9 protein-coding genes are annotated in these 14845 nt (G+C 73.2%); 1 reads left to right on the forward strand and 8 read right to left on the reverse strand.

What is annotated here, in order from left to right; translation table 11 throughout:
* Positions 1 to 11: 11 nt before the first annotated feature.
* From obgE to IE332_RS32945, 6 genes are all read right to left on the reverse strand, one after another.
* The gene (gene obgE / locus IE332_RS32920; protein ID WP_189923679.1) at positions 12 to 1490 is read right to left on the reverse strand and encodes a GTPase ObgE; all 1479 of its coding nucleotides are present in this window, start codon (positions 1488 to 1490) and stop codon (positions 12 to 14) included.
* 121 nt (positions 1491 to 1611) lie between these two features.
* Entirely contained in the window at positions 1612 to 1869 is a 258-nt protein-coding gene (gene rpmA, locus IE332_RS32925; protein ID WP_030058248.1) for a 50S ribosomal protein L27, read from the reverse strand.
* Between the two features lie 14 nt (positions 1870 to 1883).
* Entirely contained in the window at positions 1884 to 2201 is a 318-nt protein-coding gene (gene rplU, locus IE332_RS32930; RefSeq protein ID WP_189923681.1) for a 50S ribosomal protein L21, read from the reverse strand.
* A gap of 230 nt (positions 2202 to 2431) precedes the next feature.
* Entirely contained in the window at positions 2432 to 6004 is a 3573-nt protein-coding gene (locus IE332_RS32935; RefSeq protein ID WP_189923683.1) for an Rne/Rng family ribonuclease, read from the reverse strand.
* 396 nt (positions 6005 to 6400) lie between these two features.
* Positions 6401 to 7201, reverse strand: coding sequence for a TIGR03936 family radical SAM-associated protein (locus IE332_RS32940; RefSeq protein WP_189923685.1), 801 nt, complete (start codon positions 7199 to 7201; stop codon positions 6401 to 6403).
* Positions 7202 to 7451: 250 nt separating this feature from the next.
* On the reverse strand, positions 7452 to 9380 hold the full coding sequence (locus IE332_RS32945) for a TIGR03960 family B12-binding radical SAM protein (RefSeq protein WP_189923687.1): 1929 nt from the start codon (positions 9378 to 9380) through the stop codon (positions 7452 to 7454).
* A 569-nt stretch (positions 9381 to 9949) separates the two neighbouring features.
* On the opposite strand from IE332_RS32945, the gene IE332_RS32950 reads away from it, so the two are divergent.
* Positions 9950 to 11251 (forward strand): M14 family zinc carboxypeptidase, encoded by a 1302-nt coding sequence (locus IE332_RS32950; RefSeq protein WP_189923689.1) that lies wholly within the window; start codon positions 9950 to 9952, stop codon positions 11249 to 11251.
* A gap of 95 nt (positions 11252 to 11346) precedes the next feature.
* Here the strand turns inward: IE332_RS32950 and rodA are convergent, their stop codons facing one another.
* Positions 11347 to 12546, reverse strand: coding sequence for a rod shape-determining protein RodA (rodA, locus tag IE332_RS32955; RefSeq protein WP_189923691.1), 1200 nt, complete (start codon positions 12544 to 12546; stop codon positions 11347 to 11349).
* Positions 12543 to 14837, reverse strand: coding sequence for a penicillin-binding protein 2 (gene mrdA, locus IE332_RS32960; protein ID WP_189923693.1), 2295 nt, complete (start codon positions 14835 to 14837; stop codon positions 12543 to 12545). The genes rodA and mrdA overlap by 4 nt, the downstream gene beginning before the upstream one ends.
* Positions 14838 to 14845: the final 8 nt, after the last annotated feature.

Here is a 14845-nt window from a genome sequence, read left to right on the forward strand (position 1 = left end):
TCCGAGCGCGCTCAGTCCTCGTCGTCGTCGCCCTCGATGGCGGCCTGGCGGCCGCTGGACAGCGCCTCGAAGGCGAGGAACTCGGCCTCGGCCGCGTCCCGGCCCTTCTGCTTCTCGCGGCGGCGGTCGACCGCCGGGCGCTGGGTCTCCATCCGGTGGTCCTCACCGCGGCGGCCGAGCATCTCGGCGCCGGCGGCCATGGTCGGCTCCCAGTCGAAGACGACGGCGTTCTCGTCCGGGCCGATGATGACGGTGTCGCCCTCGTGCGCCCCGACCTTCCAGAGCTTCTCCTCGACACCGAGACGGGCCAGCCGGTCGGCGAGGTAGCCGACGGCCTCGTCGTTGGAGAAGTCGGTCTGGCGGACCCAGCGCTCCGGCTTGACGCCGCGGATGCGGAAGGCGCCGTCCTCCTCGGTGATGGTGAAGCCCTCGTCGTCGACGGCCTTGGGCCGCAGCACGATCCGGGTGGACTCCTCGGCCGGCTTGGCGGCGCGCGCCTCGCCGACGATCCCGGCCAGCGCGAAGCTCAGCTCGCGCAGGCCCTTGCGGGAGGCGGCGGAGACCTCGAACACCCGGTAGCCGCGCTCCTCCAGGGAGGCGCGGGTGAGGTCGGCGATGTCCTGGCCGTCCGGCACGTCGATCTTGTTGAGCGCGACCAGGCGCGGGCGGTCGTCCAGGCCGCCGTACTCGGAGAGCTCGGCCTCGATGGTCTCCAGGTCGGTCAGCGGGTCGCGGCCGGGCTCCAGGGTGGCGCAGTCCAGCACGTGCACCAGCACCGAACAGCGCTCGACGTGCCGCAGGAACTCCAGGCCCAGGCCACGGCCCTGGCTGGCGCCCGGGATCAGGCCGGGGACATCGGCGATGGTGTAGACGGTGTCGCCCGCGGTGACCACGCCCAGGTTGGGGATCAGGGTGGTGAACGGGTAGTCCGCGATCTTCGGCTTGGCGGCGGAGAGCACCGAGATCAGCGAGGACTTGCCGGCGCTCGGGTAGCCCACCAGGGCCACGTCGGCGACGGACTTGAGCTCCATCACGATGTCGCGGGCCTCGCCGGGCTCGCCGAGCAGCGCGAAGCCGGGCGCCTTGCGGCGGGCCGAGGCCAGCGCGGCGTTGCCGAGGCCGCCGCGGCCGCCCTGGGCGGCGACGAAGCTGGTGCCGTGCCCGACCAGGTCGGCCAGCACGTTGCCGGCGCGGTCCAGCACCACGGTGCCGTCCGGCACGATCAGGACGAGGTCGCCGCCGTCCGCGCCGGTGCGGTTGCCGCCGGCGCCGGGCTTGCCGTTGGTGGCCTTGCGCTTGGGCGAGTGGTGGTACTCGAGCAGGGTGGTGACCTGCGAGTCCACGGTGAGGATGACGCTGCCGCCCTCCCCACCGTTGCCGCCGTCCGGGCCGCCGAGCGGCTTGAACTTCTCGCGGTGCACGGAGGCGCAGCCGTGGCCCCCGTTACCCGCGGCGACGTGAAGTTCGACGCGGTCCACGAAGGTGGTCATGGGTGTGCCTCCAGTGCGCGAGAGTCTGCTTGCTACCTGCGTAAAGCGTGAAGGGTGGACCGGAGAATTCCGGCCCACCCCTCACTGTGAGTCGTCACACGACTCGGGAGTCCGCGGGGACTCAGGCCTCGACGGCCACGATGTTGACGACCTTGCGGCCACGACGGTTGCCGAACTGCACGGCACCGGCGGTCAGCGCGAACAGGGTGTCGTCGCCACCGCGACCGACGCCCGCACCCGGGTGGAAGTGGGTGCCACGCTGGCGGACGAGGATCTCGCCGGCCGAGACGACCTGGCCGCCGAAGCGCTTCACGCCGAGGCGCTGGGCGTTCGAGTCACGGCCGTTACGGGTAGAGCTTGCGCCCTTCTTGTGTGCCATATCTCGCTATCCCCTTACTTGCTGACCGAGTCGATGCTGGTGATGCGCACCGCGGTGTGCTGCTGGCGGTGGCCCTGACGGCGGCGGTAGCCGGTCTTGTTCTTGTAACGCAGGATGACGATCTTGTCACCCTTGGTCTGGTCGACCACCTCGGCGTGAGCCTTCACGCCGGCCAGGACCCACGGGTCGGAGGTGACAGCGTCACCGTCGACGACGAGGAGGGTCGAGAGCTCGACCGAGTCACCCGGCTTGGCCTCGATACGGTCGATCTCCAGCACGTCGCCCACGGCGACCTTGTGCTGGCGGCCGCCTGCGCGAACGATCGCGTACATGCGGTACCTGCTTTCCTTGCTCGGTCGGAACCCCCGACGCCAGCCACCTGGGTACGGACACAGGAGCCTCTTCCCTCACTCGCCGCGCGAACGCGGTGACCTCGGGAAGGTGATGTGCTCGGGAGCATGGCGTAGACACGCCAGTGGTCAAGAATACGGACCGGCCGCCCGGGGGGCAAACCGGCCCGCACGGCCCGGGGCGGAAGTGGCTCCCGCCCCGGGCGTGGGCACTACTCGGCCGTCGTATCACCCTCGGCGGCCGCGGCCTTCTTGGCCGCCGCGCTCGTCCGCTTGGTAGCGGTCTTGCGGGCGGTGGTCTTCTTGGCCGCCGTGGTCGTCTTCTTGGCGGCGGTCTTCTTCGCGGCGGTCTTGCGAGCGGCCCGCTTCTTCGGCGCCGGCGCCTCCTCTGCGGCGGGAGCCTCGGCGGCGGGAGCCTCGGCGGCCTCCGCGGCCGGGGTCTCGACGGCCACGGCCTCCGCGACCACGACGGGCTCACCCGGCGCCTCGGCGACGGCCTGGGCGGCGGCCTCCGCGACGGCCGGGGCAGCGGCCTCCAGGGCCGCCTCCAGCGCCGCCTCGGCCTTCGCCTGGAGCACCACGATCTCGGCGGTGCCCGGCGAACCGGCCGGAGCCGTCGCCTTACGCACCGCGCGGCGGCGCTGACGGCCCGCCGGAGCGGCCGGCGCGGGCTCCGCGACGGCCGGGGCCTCGACGACCGGAGCCTGCGCGACGGCCTCCACGACCTCCACGGCCTCGACGCCCGGGACCTCCAGAGCCAGCTGGCCCTCGATCTCCTCGCGCACCGGCTCGGCCGGCTCGACGACGGCCTCCACGGCCGCCGGCTCGGTCACGACGGCCACCGCGGCCTCGACGGCCTGCGGCTCCTCCTGGCCCGCGCCGCCCTTGCCCCGACGACGGCGCTTGCCGCCGACGGCCTCGCCCGCCGGGACGGACGGGGCGTGCACGTGGGCGCTCGGCTGCTCCATGTGGACGATGACACCGCGGCCGTTGCAGTGCACGCAGGCCTCGGAGAAGGACTCCAGCAGGCCCTGGCCGACCCGCTTGCGGGTCATCTGGACCAGGCCCAGCGAGGTGACCTCGGCCACCTGGTGCTTGGTCCGGTCCCGGCCCAGGCACTCCAGCAGACGGCGCAGCACCAGGTCGCGGTTGGACTCCAGCACCATGTCGATGAAGTCGATCACGATGATGCCGCCGAGGTCGCGCAGCCGCAGCTGGCGCACGATCTCCTCGGCCGCCTCGATGTTGTTGCGGGTGACCGTCTCCTCCAGGTTGCCGCCCTGGCCGACGAACTTCCCGGTGTTGACGTCGATGACGACCATCGCCTCGGTGCGGTCGATCACCAGCGAACCGCCGCTGGGCAGCCAGACCTTGCGGTCCAGCGCCTTCATCAGCTGCTCGTCGATCCGGTAGGTGGCGAACACGTCCACCTCGGAGGTCCACCGCTGGAGGCGCTCGGCGAGGTCCGGGGCCACGTTGGAGACGTACTCGTGGATGGTCTTCCACGCCTCGTCGCCGGAGACGATGACCTTGGTGAAGTCCTCGTTGAAGATGTCGCGGACGACCCGGACGGTCATGTCCGGCTCGCCGTACAGCAGCGCCGGGGCGTTGCCGGTGGCGGCCTTCTTGCGGATGTCCTCCCACTGCTGCTGCAGCCGCTGGACGTCGCGGGTCAGCTCCTCCTCGGAGGCGCCCTCGGCGGCGGTGCGCACGATGACGCCCGCGTCGTCCGGGACGATCTTCTTGAGGATCTGCTTCAGACGGGCGCGCTCGTTCTCGGGCAGCTTGCGCGAGATGCCGGTCATCGAGCCCTCGGGCACGTAGACCAGGTAGCGGCCGGGCAGCGAGATCTGGCTGGTCAGGCGGGCGCCCTTGTGGCCGATCGGGTCCTTGGAGACCTGCACCAGCACGGACTGGCCGGACTTCAGCACCGACTCGATCCGGCGCGGACCGCCGTGGCCCAGCGCACCGAAGTTGACCTCACCGGCGTACAGCACCGCGTTGCGGCCCTTGCCGATGTCGACGAAGGCGGCCTCCATCGACGGCAGCACGTTCTGGACCTTGCCCAGGTAGACGTTGCCGACGTACGAGGTGGCCTGCTCCTTGTTGACGTAGTGCTCGACCAGGACGCCGTCCTCGAGGACGCCGATCTGGGTCCGCAGGCCGTTCTGGCGCACCACCATGACGCGCTCGACCGACTCCCGGCGGGCCAGGAACTCGGCCTCGGTGATGATCGGCACCCGGCGGCGGCCCAGCTCGCGGCCCTCGCGGCGGCGCTGCTTCTTCGCCTCCAGACGGGTCGAGCCCTTGATGGACTGCACCTCGTCCGGGTCGAAGGACGGCTCGGTGGAGCGGCGGCGCGGCTCGCGCACCTTCACCACCGTGCGGACGCCGTCCTCGGTGGTCTCGGCGGTCTCGACGGCGCCGGCCTCACCGCTGCGGCGGCGACGGCGACGGCGACGGCGCGACGAGGACAGGCCGGCGGCCAGGTCGTCGTCGTCCTCGTCCTCGTCGAGGACGGCCGCGGCCGGCTCCTCGGCGACGGGCTGCTCGGTCTCGACGGCCTCAGCGGCGTCGAACTCCTCGGCCTCACCGCGACGGCGGCGACGGCCACCCCGGCGGCGACGGCGCGACGGACGGCCGTCCTCCCACTCGTCCTCGGCCTCCGGACCGGCGACGGGGGCCTCCACGACGGGCGCCTCGACGACGGGCACCTCGACCGGGGCCTCGACGACGACCGGCGCCTCGACGACCGGCTTGGCGGCGACGGGCTTGGCGGCGGCCGACCGGCCGGCGCCCTTGCGGCGGGTCGGCTCGACCCGGGTGCGGACCCGGCGGCGGCGGCCGACGCCGCTGTACTCGAACTCGTCGTCCTCGGTGGACTCGGCCTGCGCCGGGGCCTCGGCCTGCACCGGAGCCTGCGCCGGGGCCGGGGCGGCGACGGCGGGCTGCGCGGCCGCGGCCGGCGCGACGTAGGGGGCGGGCTCCTGGAAGACCGGGGCCTGGAAGACGGCGGTGGCCGGGCGGACGGCGCGGCGGCGCGTCCGGTGCGGCGGCTCGGCCTCGGCGACCGGAGCGGGGGCCGGAGCGGCGGCGGCCGGGGCGGCCTCCTCCTCGGGCTCCTCGGCGACGGCCGGCTCCTCGGCCTGCGGCTCCTCGGCGGCCGGCTCCTCGACCGGGGCCTCGACGACCGGCGCGGCCTCGACCACGCGACGGCGGCGGGGGCGACGGGCCGGAGCGGCGGGGGCCTCCTCGGCCGCCGGCTCGGCGACGGGGGCGGCGGCGGGCGCGGGGGTCTCGACGACCGTGGCCTCGACCACGGGCGCCTCGGCCTCGGCGGCGGGCGCACCGGCCGGAGCCTCGGCGCGCTTGCGGGCGCGGCGGGCCCGGGCGGGCTTCTCGGCCACCGGCTCGGCAGCCGGAGCGGCGATCGGCTCAGCGGGCTTCTCGGCGACGGGGGCGGCCTCGGCCGGCGCCGCCTCGGGCGTCCCGGCCGGGGCCTCGGCGCGCTTGCGGGTCCGGCGGGCCCGGACCGGCTTCTCGGCGGCCGGCTCGGCGGCCGGCTTCTCGGCAGCCGGGGCCGGAGCGGCCTCGGTCGTCGGCGCCTCGGCCGGCACCACGGTCTCGGCCGCCTCGACGGCCGCACCCTGGGGGGTGCCCGCCGGGCGGGAGACCGCGCGGCGACGACGGCGCGGCGGCGCGGCGGACGCGCCCTCACCGCCGGTCGCGGTGGTTTCGTTCGGTTCCGTGGCCGCGGTCTGCTGCGGATCGGTGTTATCGAGCATGCGGGTGGATCTCCCGTCAGGCCCCCGGGCTCCGCATCCGGGCACGGCACGGCACCTGCGGGTGGCCGGCATCTCGAGGATGCTCGGGCCGGACCCGTTCACGGTGCCGCCGTGCGGACGCGAGGCCGCACAGGGGCTCGTAGTCTCGCTCGGCGCCCCGCGCTCGGCGGGGTGTCGAAAGTCTTCTGGTCTGACCAGTCTTCTGAGGTTTTCCCAAGCTGCGCCGTCCCCCAACCCCGGGTGGCTCCCGGACGGGGCCCCGGGCCCACCGGCCGTCCTGGCCGGCAGGCCCCGGGTGACAGGCCTGTGCTGCGACGACGCTCGCTCCCCTGGGGAGCCGCGGGAACCCTGGAGGACCATCGGGTCCAGTGAGGCACTGGACCCGGCCTCCGCCCGCTAGGCGGGCGCGGTAGCGCGCGGCCCGGCGTCCGGCTCCGAGCCGGCCGGGGCCGCGGCGCGGTCGAGCGCCAGCGGGTCGGTCACCGTGCCGGTCCCCTCGTCGAGCGGCCCCTGCGCCAGCCTGGTCACCTCTGCGGGGACCGGCGGCGCCAGGTCGGCCGTCGCACGGAGACCGGACAATACGTCGTCGGGTCGTACGGCGGGTGTGGCGTGTCGTACTACCAGGCGCAGTATCGCACAGGGACGGCCGGTCCGAACATCGCGGTCCGTTCCGGCCTCCGTGTCCGCACCGCCGTCGACCTGGGGCGGGAGGACGTCGAGCGCCGCCACCGCGCCGCGCGCGTCGAATACCCGCACGCCGTTCTTGGTGACACGTTCGACCTCGACCCGCTCCTCGGCCAGGAAACGCGCCACGGCGCCGGCCGCCTCGTCCGGCTCCACGCCGTCGAGCCTGACCAGCCACTCGGAGGCCTCCAGGCGCTCCACGAAGTTCGGGGTGCGCACCTCGACCGCGTCGATCACGTCGAGGCCGTTCGGCAGCGACTCGTCCAGCTGCGCCCGCAACTGCTCCGGGTCACGGACGGCGGCCAGGCCGATCTCCAGGTACTCCGCCTCGCTGGCCACCCCGGTCGGGGCGGCGTTGGCGTAGGAGACCTTGGGGTGCGGGGTGAAGCCGGCCGAGTAGGCCATCGGAACGGCCGACCGGCGCAGGGCGCGCTCGAAGGCGCGCTGGAAGTCACGGTGGCTGGTGAAGCGGAGCCGGCCGCGCTTGGTGTAGCGGAGACGAATCCGCTGCACCGTCGGCGCGGGCGGCGGACCGTCGGGCGTACGGCGTGCCAGGGTCGCTCAGTCCTTAGTCAGTTGTCCCCGTCCGGCGCGGCGTCTTCCCGCCACTGCCCGGACTCTGTCACCTCAAAGGGTACGCGCCCCACCGCCCCGCTCGCTCCGCCCCTGGTCAGCCACGCCCCGGGCCCCGGCCGGAACCTTCCGACCGGGGCCCAGGGTGTGGGAACCGTCACTCGCCGACGACCACCGCCGACGCCCGCGGCTACTTGTTGACGACCGTCAGCGGCAGCATCTTCTTACCGGTGGGACCGATCTGGATGTGGGTGTCCATCTGCGGGCACACGCCGCAGTCGAAGCACGGCGTCCAGCGGCAGTCGTCGACCTCGACCTCCTCCAGCGCGTCCTGCCAGTCCTCCCAGAGCCAGTCCTTGTCGAGGCCGCTGTCCAGGTGGTCCCAGGGCAGCACCTCCTCGTAGGTGCGCTCGCGGGTGGTGTACCAGTCGACGTCGACGCCGGTGCCGGCCAGGCCCTTCTCGGCGCAGGCGATCCAGCGGTCGTACGAGAAGTACTCGCGCCAGCCGTCGAAGCGGCCGCCGTCCTCGTAGACGGCCCGGATGACCGCGCCGACCCGGCGGTCGCCGCGGGAGAGCAGGCCCTCGATGATGCCGGGCTTGCCGTCGTGGTAGCGGTAGCCGATGTTCTTGCCGTACTTGCGGTCGCCGCGGATCGAGTCGCGCAGCTTGGCCAGCCGGGCGTCGGTGGCCTCGGCGGACAGCTGCGGGGCCCACTGGAACGGGGTGTGCGGCTTGGGCACGAACCCGCCGATGGAGACGGTGCAGCGGATGTCGTTCTGGCCGGTGACCTCGCGGCCCTTCTGGATGACGTTCTTCGCCATCTCGCCGATCTGGAGCACGTCCTCGTCGGTCTCGGTCGGCAGGCCGCACATGAAGTACAGCTTCACCTGGCGCCAGCCGTTGCCGTACGCGGTGGCGACGGTGCGGATCAGGTCCTCCTCCGACACCATCTTGTTGATCACCTTGCGCATGCGCTCGCTGCCGCCCTCGGGGGCGAAGGTGAGGCCCGAGCGGCGTCCGTTGCGGGACAGCTCGTTGGCGAGGTCGATGTTGAAGGCGTCGACGCGGGTGGACGGCAGCGACAGGCCGATCTTGTCCTCGGTGTAGCGGTCCGCCAGGCCCTTGGCGATGTCGCCGATCTCGGTGTGGTCGGCGCTGGACAGCGACAGCAGGCCGACCTCCTCGAAGCCGGTCGCCTTCAGCCCGCGTTCGACCATCTCGCCGATGCCGGTGATGCTTCGCTCCCGCACGGGGCGCGTGATCATGCCGGCCTGGCAGAAGCGGCAGCCGCGGGTGCAGCCGCGGAAGATCTCCACGGACATCCGCTCGTGCACGGTCTCCGCGAGCGGGACGAGCGGCTGCTTGGGGTAGGGCCACTCGTCCAGGTCCATCACGGTGTGCTTGGACACCCGCCACGGCACGCCGGGGGCGTTCGGCACGACGCGGCCGATCCGGCCGTCGGCCAGGTACTCCACGTCGTAGAACTTCGGCACGTAGAACCCGCCGGTGCGGGCCAGGCGCAGCAGCACCTCGTCGCGCCCGCCGGGGCGGCCCTCGGCCTTCCAGGCGCGGATGATCTCGGTCATGTCGAGGACGGCCTGCTCGCCGTCGCCGACGACCGCCGCGTCCAGGAAGTCCGCGATCGGCTCCGGGTTGAAGGCCGCGTGGCCGCCGGCGAGGACGATCGGGTCCTCGTCGGTGCGGTCCTTGGACTCCAGCGGGATGCCGGCCAGGTCGAGCGCGGTCAGCATGTTGGTGTAGCCGAGCTCGGTGGAGAACGAGAGGCCGAACACGTCGAAGGCCTTCACCGGGCGGTGGGCGTCGACGGTGAACTGCGGGACCTTGTGCTCGCGCATCAGCGCCTCGAGGTCCGGCCAGACGCTGTAGGTGCGCTCGGCCAGCACGCCCTCGCGCTCGTTCAGCACCTCGTAGAGGATCATGACGCCCTGGTTGGGGAGGCCGACCTCGTAGGCGTCGGGGTACATCAGTGCCCAACGGACGTCGCAGGCGTCCCAGTCCTTGACGGTCGAGTTGAGCTCGCCGCCGACGTACTGGATCGGCTTCTGGACGTGCGGGAGGAGGGCCTCCAGGCGTGGGAAGACCGATTCGACAGTCATGTACTAGGAACCCTTACGACGTGATTCGGTGCCGCGAGTCGGCACGGGAGGGGTGACCCTCAAGGGTAGCCCAATCCGGGGATCGGACCGTCTGCCCCCGGGCGCGGGCCCACCGCGCTCCGGCGCGACCCGACCGCTCGGTGCCCGCCCCGGTACGCGCAGTGCGCGCCCGCCGCCCGGCGCCGTCCGCCGTTGACACGCCCGGACGGCCCGTGCGGTACTGACAGGGCTCCGCCAAGGGCAGGGCCGCGCCAGGGCACGGCTCCGCCAAGGGCAGCTCCCCGCCAGGGGCACGGCTCCGCCTGGCCCATCTGGACCCCTTCCGGACAAGGGAGTTGGGTCGTACGCTCGGGCCCTCGCCGGAGTTCCCCCCGGCGCTGCCCCTCTCCCTCCCCCACGCCCGCACGGCCCCGTCCACCCTCACCAGGCCCGTCCCGTGTCCGCCCGGCCGCCGTCCCCGGCCCGCGGTGCCCGTCCCCCGCCCGCGCCCCGTGCCCGGCGGCGCACCCGCGCGCCGGCCGAGGGCGCCCGGCCGCCGGGCGGGCCGTACGACCGGCGCAAGGAGAACCATGACCGACACCGGTCGGCGGATCCGCCCCCTCCGGCCCCTCGACTCCCGTCCGGCCCGCTACCCCACGGCGGCCCAGGCCGAGTGCGCGGCCCGACGGCTCGCCCTGCGCCACCCGGACCGCTGCCGGCTGCGCGAGGTGGGCCGTTCCCGGGCCGGGCGCCCGCTGCTGCTGCTCTCCGTGGACCGCGGCCCGCGCGCCGTGCTGGTGGTCGGCGGCCCGCATCCGAACGAGCCGATCGGCACCGCCGGGGCGGTCCGGCTGGCCGAGCTGCTGCTGGAGCGCCCCGCCCGTCCGGGGCTGTCCTGGCACCTGCTGCTCTGCCTCGACCCGGACGGCGCCGCGCTGAACGCCGGCTGGCTGGACGGCCCGCTCACCATGGGCCGCCACTACGAGCACTTCTTCCGGCCCTCCTTCGAGGAGCAGCCGGAGCTGTTGCCCGCCCCCGGCGGCGGCCGCCCGCCGATGCCGGAGAGCCTGGCGCTGACCGGCCTGATCGACGAGCTGCGCCCGTTCCTGCAGTGCTCGCTGCACGGGGTGGACTTCGGCGGCGCCTTCGTGCAGCTCACCGGCCCGGTGCCCGGTCTGGCCGAGCGGTTCGCCCGCTCCGCCGAGCGGGCCGGCCTGCCGCTGGACGTGGACTCCTACGACGCGATCGGCTGGGCCAGCCCCGCCCCCGGCACGTATCTGATGCCGGCGCCCGGCAGCCGGGAGGCCTCCCGGGCGCTGCCGGACGAGCCGGAGCTGTCGACCTGGTCCTACGCCGCCCGGCAGGGGGCGGTCACGGCCGTGCTGGAGGTGCCGATGTGGGCGGTGGACGCGGTCGGCGACGGCCGCCCCCACCCGGCCGGGCCGCGGGCCCTCGCGGCCGCCGCCCGGGACCTCACCGCGCGCGCCGAGGAGCTGCGGGCGGTGCTCGCCCGGGTCCCCGCGCACGGCCACGAGGCGTACGGCCCGCTGGTGCGCACCGCCGAGTTCAGTCTGGCGGTGGCGCCGCGGGTGGCGCAGGAGTGGCTGGACCGCTGGAGCCCCGAGCCGCTCTCCTGTTCGCGGGTGACCACCGTCGGGCTGGTCGCGGCCCGGTTGCCGCTGCGGGTCGCTTCGGTGCTGCTGCGGCTGCTCGCGGACGCCCGCGGCCCTGGCGCGGAGGCCGCCCGGGAGCGCGCCCGGGGTGTCGTGGCCGACAGTCTGGACCGGCTGCGCAACCGCTTCGGCGCCCGCTGGGTGCCGGTGCAGGAGCAGTTGGCGCACCAGACCCGCGCCGTCCTCGCGGCCGCCGACTGCCTGCTCCAGTTGACCTGACGATACGTCAACTCCAATGGAGAGAAAGCGAAAGGGCCGGTCCGGGATTCCCCGGACCGGCCCCGCCGCGCACCCGCTCAGGCCGCTCAGGCCGCTCAGGCCGCTATCGGCCGCTGGCTGCGCACCGCCTGGAGCAGCCCGATCGCCAGCCAGTTCGCGAACATCGACGACCCGCCGTACGAGACGAACGGCAGCGGGATGCCGGCGACCGGCATGATGCCCAGGCACATCCCTATGTTCTCGAAGGCCTGGAAGGACAGCCAGGCGACGATCCCGGCCGCCACGATCGTGCCGTAGAGGTCGGTCGCCTGCCGGGCGATCCGGCAGGCCCGCCACAGCACCACGCCGACCAGCAGGATGATCGCCAGCGCTCCGACGAAGCCCAGTTCCTCGCCGGCGACGGTGAACACGAAGTCGGTCTGCTGCTCCGGCACGAACTGCCCGGTGGTCTGGGTCCCGTGGAACAGGCCCTTGCCGGTGAGTCCGCCCGAGCCGATCGCGATCCGGGCCTGCGCGGTGTTGTAGCCGACGCCGTTGGGGTCCAGCTGTGGGTTGGCGAAGGCCGCGAAGCGGTCGATCTGGTACTTGCTGAGCAGCCCGAACTTCCAGATCGCCACGCAGCCGGCGGCGCCCGCCATCAGCAGTCCGAGGACCCAGCGGTTGGCCGCGCCGGAGCCGAGCAGGATGCCCAGCACGATCGCGGCCATCACCATCACCGAGCCGGCGTCCGGCATCAGCATCACGACGGCCATCGGCAGGCCGGCCCAGACCAGGCCCCGGAACACGGCCCGGTGCGAGGGGAACTCCCGCTCCCCCGCGTCCACCTGGTCGGACAGCACGACCGCCATCGCCAGGACGATCGCCAGCTTCGCGAACTCGGCGGGCTGGATCGAGAAGCCGCCGCCGAGCTGGATCCACGAGTGCGCGCCGTTGATGGTCGAGCCCAGCGGGCTGAGCGTCGCCGCCAGCAGCACGATCACGCCGACGTACAGGAACGGCACCAGGGTGCGGAAACGCCGGCTCCCTATCGCTATCACGACGGAGCACAGCACCAGCCCGACCACGAAGTTGGTCAGGTGCCGGTACAGGAAGTACTGCGGGTCCCCGTGGGTGAGGGAGTCGCGCCCGCGGGTGGCCGACCAGACCAGCAGCGAGCTGCCCGCCGAGAGGGCGAGCGCGGCCAGCAGCAGTATCCAGTCCAGCCGCCAGAGCGGGGAGTCCTTGGCGAGGGTCTTGGGGACCCCTCTGCGCTGCGGGGCCAGCCGCAGCTGCCGGTAGGAGCCGTAGGAGGTCATGCCCGTCCCCTTCCCGGGCCGCGGCCGGGTTCGAGCGCGGCGTCGGCCGCGGTGTACGACGCCGGATGGTCGGTCGGCGGTGCCTCGTCGAGGAAGGCCGACGCGGGGGCCGGGGCCGCCTGCGCCGAGGCAGCCGGGGCGACCGGGGCACCAGCGACGCCCGCCGCCCCGCCGCCGGAGTACCCGACCGGCTTGATGATCGCCGTGCCGTCCGGGTTGAACTTCGGCAGCTCGGCCTGCGGGGCGGGCAGCAGCGCCTTGCCGTTGTCGATGTTGCCCTTGTCGTCCACGCCGTACAGCGCCTGGTAGATCCGGCGGATGGCGTCACCGGAGCCGCCGGAGCCGGTGCCGCCCTGGCTGATCGTCATGACGACCGCGTAGTCCTTGCTGTACGTGGTCAGCCAGGAGGTGGTCTGCTTGCCCTCGACCTCGGCGGTGCCGGTCTTGGCGTGCAGCGCGATCTTGTCCTGCGGCCAGCCGGCCTGGACGAACTTCCAGGCCGCGGTGCCGCTCTTGACGACGCCCTCGGTGGCCTGGTTGATGTAGCTCAGCAGCTTCTCGTCGCCGGGGAACTTGGCGTCCGCCTGCGGGGCGATCTCGCGGACGAGGTCCCCGCCCGGGCTTATCACCGCCTTGGCGATGGTCGGCCGGTAGAAGGTGCCGCCGTTGGCCAGCGCCGAGTAGATCCGGGCCATCTGGACCGGGGTGACGAGGGTGTCGCCCTGGCCGATCGCGAAGTTGACGGCGTCACCGGCGCGCATCTGGTAGCCGTCGACGCAGTTCTCCCGGGCGATCTGGTCCGAGAAGCTGGTGCCGCCCTTCTTCGCCTGGGCGCACCAGGCGTCCTTGTTGTTGTCGTAGAAGGACTGCTTCCACTGCCGGTCCGGCACCCGGCCGGTCACCTCGGACGGCAGGTCGATGCCGGTCTTGGCGCCGAGGCCGAACTCGTGGGCGGTCTTGAAGAACCAGTCGGCCGGCTCCTTCTTCGGCTTGATGCCGCCGTCCTTCAGCCACTGGTCGTTCGCCAGGCCGTAGAAGACGGTGTCGCAGGAGACCTCCAGCGCCTTCTCCAGCGTGATGGAGCCGAAGTTCTCGCTCTCGAAGTTCTTGAACTCGCGGCCGCCGATGGTCAGGCTCTTGGGGCACGGGTAGGTGCCGTCCAGGGAGTAGCCGGCCTGCACGGCGGCGGTGGTGGAGATGACCTTGAAGGTCGAGCCGGGGGCGGACTGACCCTGTATGGCCCGGTTGAGCAGCGGGAAGTTGGACTCCTTGCTGGTCAGCGACTGGTAGTCCTTGCCGCTGATGCCGCCCACCCAGAGGTTCGGGTCGTAGGTCGGGGCGCTGGCCATCGCGACGATCCGGCCGGTGTGCACGTCCATCACCACGGCGGCGCCGGAGTCGGCCTCGTAGTTGCGGTTGGTGACCTTGTCGAAGGTGTTCCGGGCGTCGTTCATGGCCTGGACGAGGTTGTCCTCGACCACCTTCTGCACCCGGGCGTCGATGCTGGTGACCAGGTTGTCGCCGGTCTTCGGGGAGACCGTGCCGGCGGTGCCGATCACCCGGCCGAGGTTGTCCACCTCCAGCTTGGTGATGCCGGCGGTGCCGCGCAGGTCGCGGTCGTACACCGATTCCAGGCCGGCCCGGCCGATCTGGTCGGCGGGCAGGTACCGGTCCAGGCCGCTCCTGTCGGCGGTCTTGCTGACCTCCTCGTCGGTGACCGGCGAGAGGTAGCCGAGCACCTGGGCGAGGTTGGCGCCCTCGGCGCCGGTGTAGCGGCGTACGGCGGTGGGCTGCGCGGTGACCCCGGGGAAGTCCTCGCGGCGCTCCATCATCTGCATCGCCTGCTGGGTGGTCGCGTCCTTGGTCACCGGGATCGGCTGGTAGGGCGAGCCGTTCCAGCAGGGCTGCGGGGTCTTGGCGTCGCAGAGCCGGACCTTCTCCTGGACGTCCTTGGCGGGCATCCCGAGCACCTCGGCGAGCCGGGCCAGGACCGCCTTGCCGCCGTCCTTCTGCTGCAGCAGCGAGGTGCGGCTGACGGAGACCACCAGGCGGGTCTCGTTGCCGGCCAGCACCCGCCCGGAGGCGTCCAGGATCTCGCCGCGGACGGCCGGTTCGACCACCTCGCGGATGTGGTTGCCGGTCGCCTTGGCCGTGTACTCCTTGGCGTTGCGGATCTGCAGGTACCACAGCCGCCCGCCGAGGGTGGCGAGCAGCGACAGCACCAGGATCTGCAGCACCACCAGACGGATCGTCACCCGCCGGGTGCGGCCGGTCTCGGGGATGTTGCTCACGTCTCGTG

The sequence above is a fragment of the Kitasatospora xanthocidica genome (assembly GCF_014656195.1).
Lineage (GTDB): Bacteria > Actinomycetota > Actinomycetes > Streptomycetales > Streptomycetaceae > Kitasatospora > Kitasatospora xanthocidica.

Excerpts from the sequence above, each read along its gene's own strand:
- rodA (WP_189923691.1), bottom strand. The coding sequence starts at position 12,546 with ATGACCTCCTACGGCTCCTACCGGCAGCTGCGGCTGGCCCCGCAGCGC.
- rpmA (WP_030058248.1), bottom strand. The coding sequence starts at position 1,869 with ATGGCACACAAGAAGGGCGCAAGCTCTACCCGTAACGGCCGTGACTCG.
- IE332_RS32945 (WP_189923687.1), bottom strand. The coding sequence starts at position 9,380 with ATGACTGTCGAATCGGTCTTCCCACGCCTGGAGGCCCTCCTCCCGCAC.
- obgE (WP_189923679.1), bottom strand. The coding sequence starts at position 1,490 with ATGACCACCTTCGTGGACCGCGTCGAACTTCACGTCGCCGCGGGTAAC.
- rplU (WP_189923681.1), bottom strand. The coding sequence starts at position 2,201 with ATGTACGCGATCGTTCGCGCAGGCGGCCGCCAGCACAAGGTCGCCGTG.
- IE332_RS32950 (WP_189923689.1), top strand. The coding sequence starts at position 9,950 with ATGACCGACACCGGTCGGCGGATCCGCCCCCTCCGGCCCCTCGACTCC.
- IE332_RS32935 (WP_189923683.1), bottom strand. The coding sequence starts at position 6,004 with ATGCTCGATAACACCGATCCGCAGCAGACCGCGGCCACGGAACCGAAC.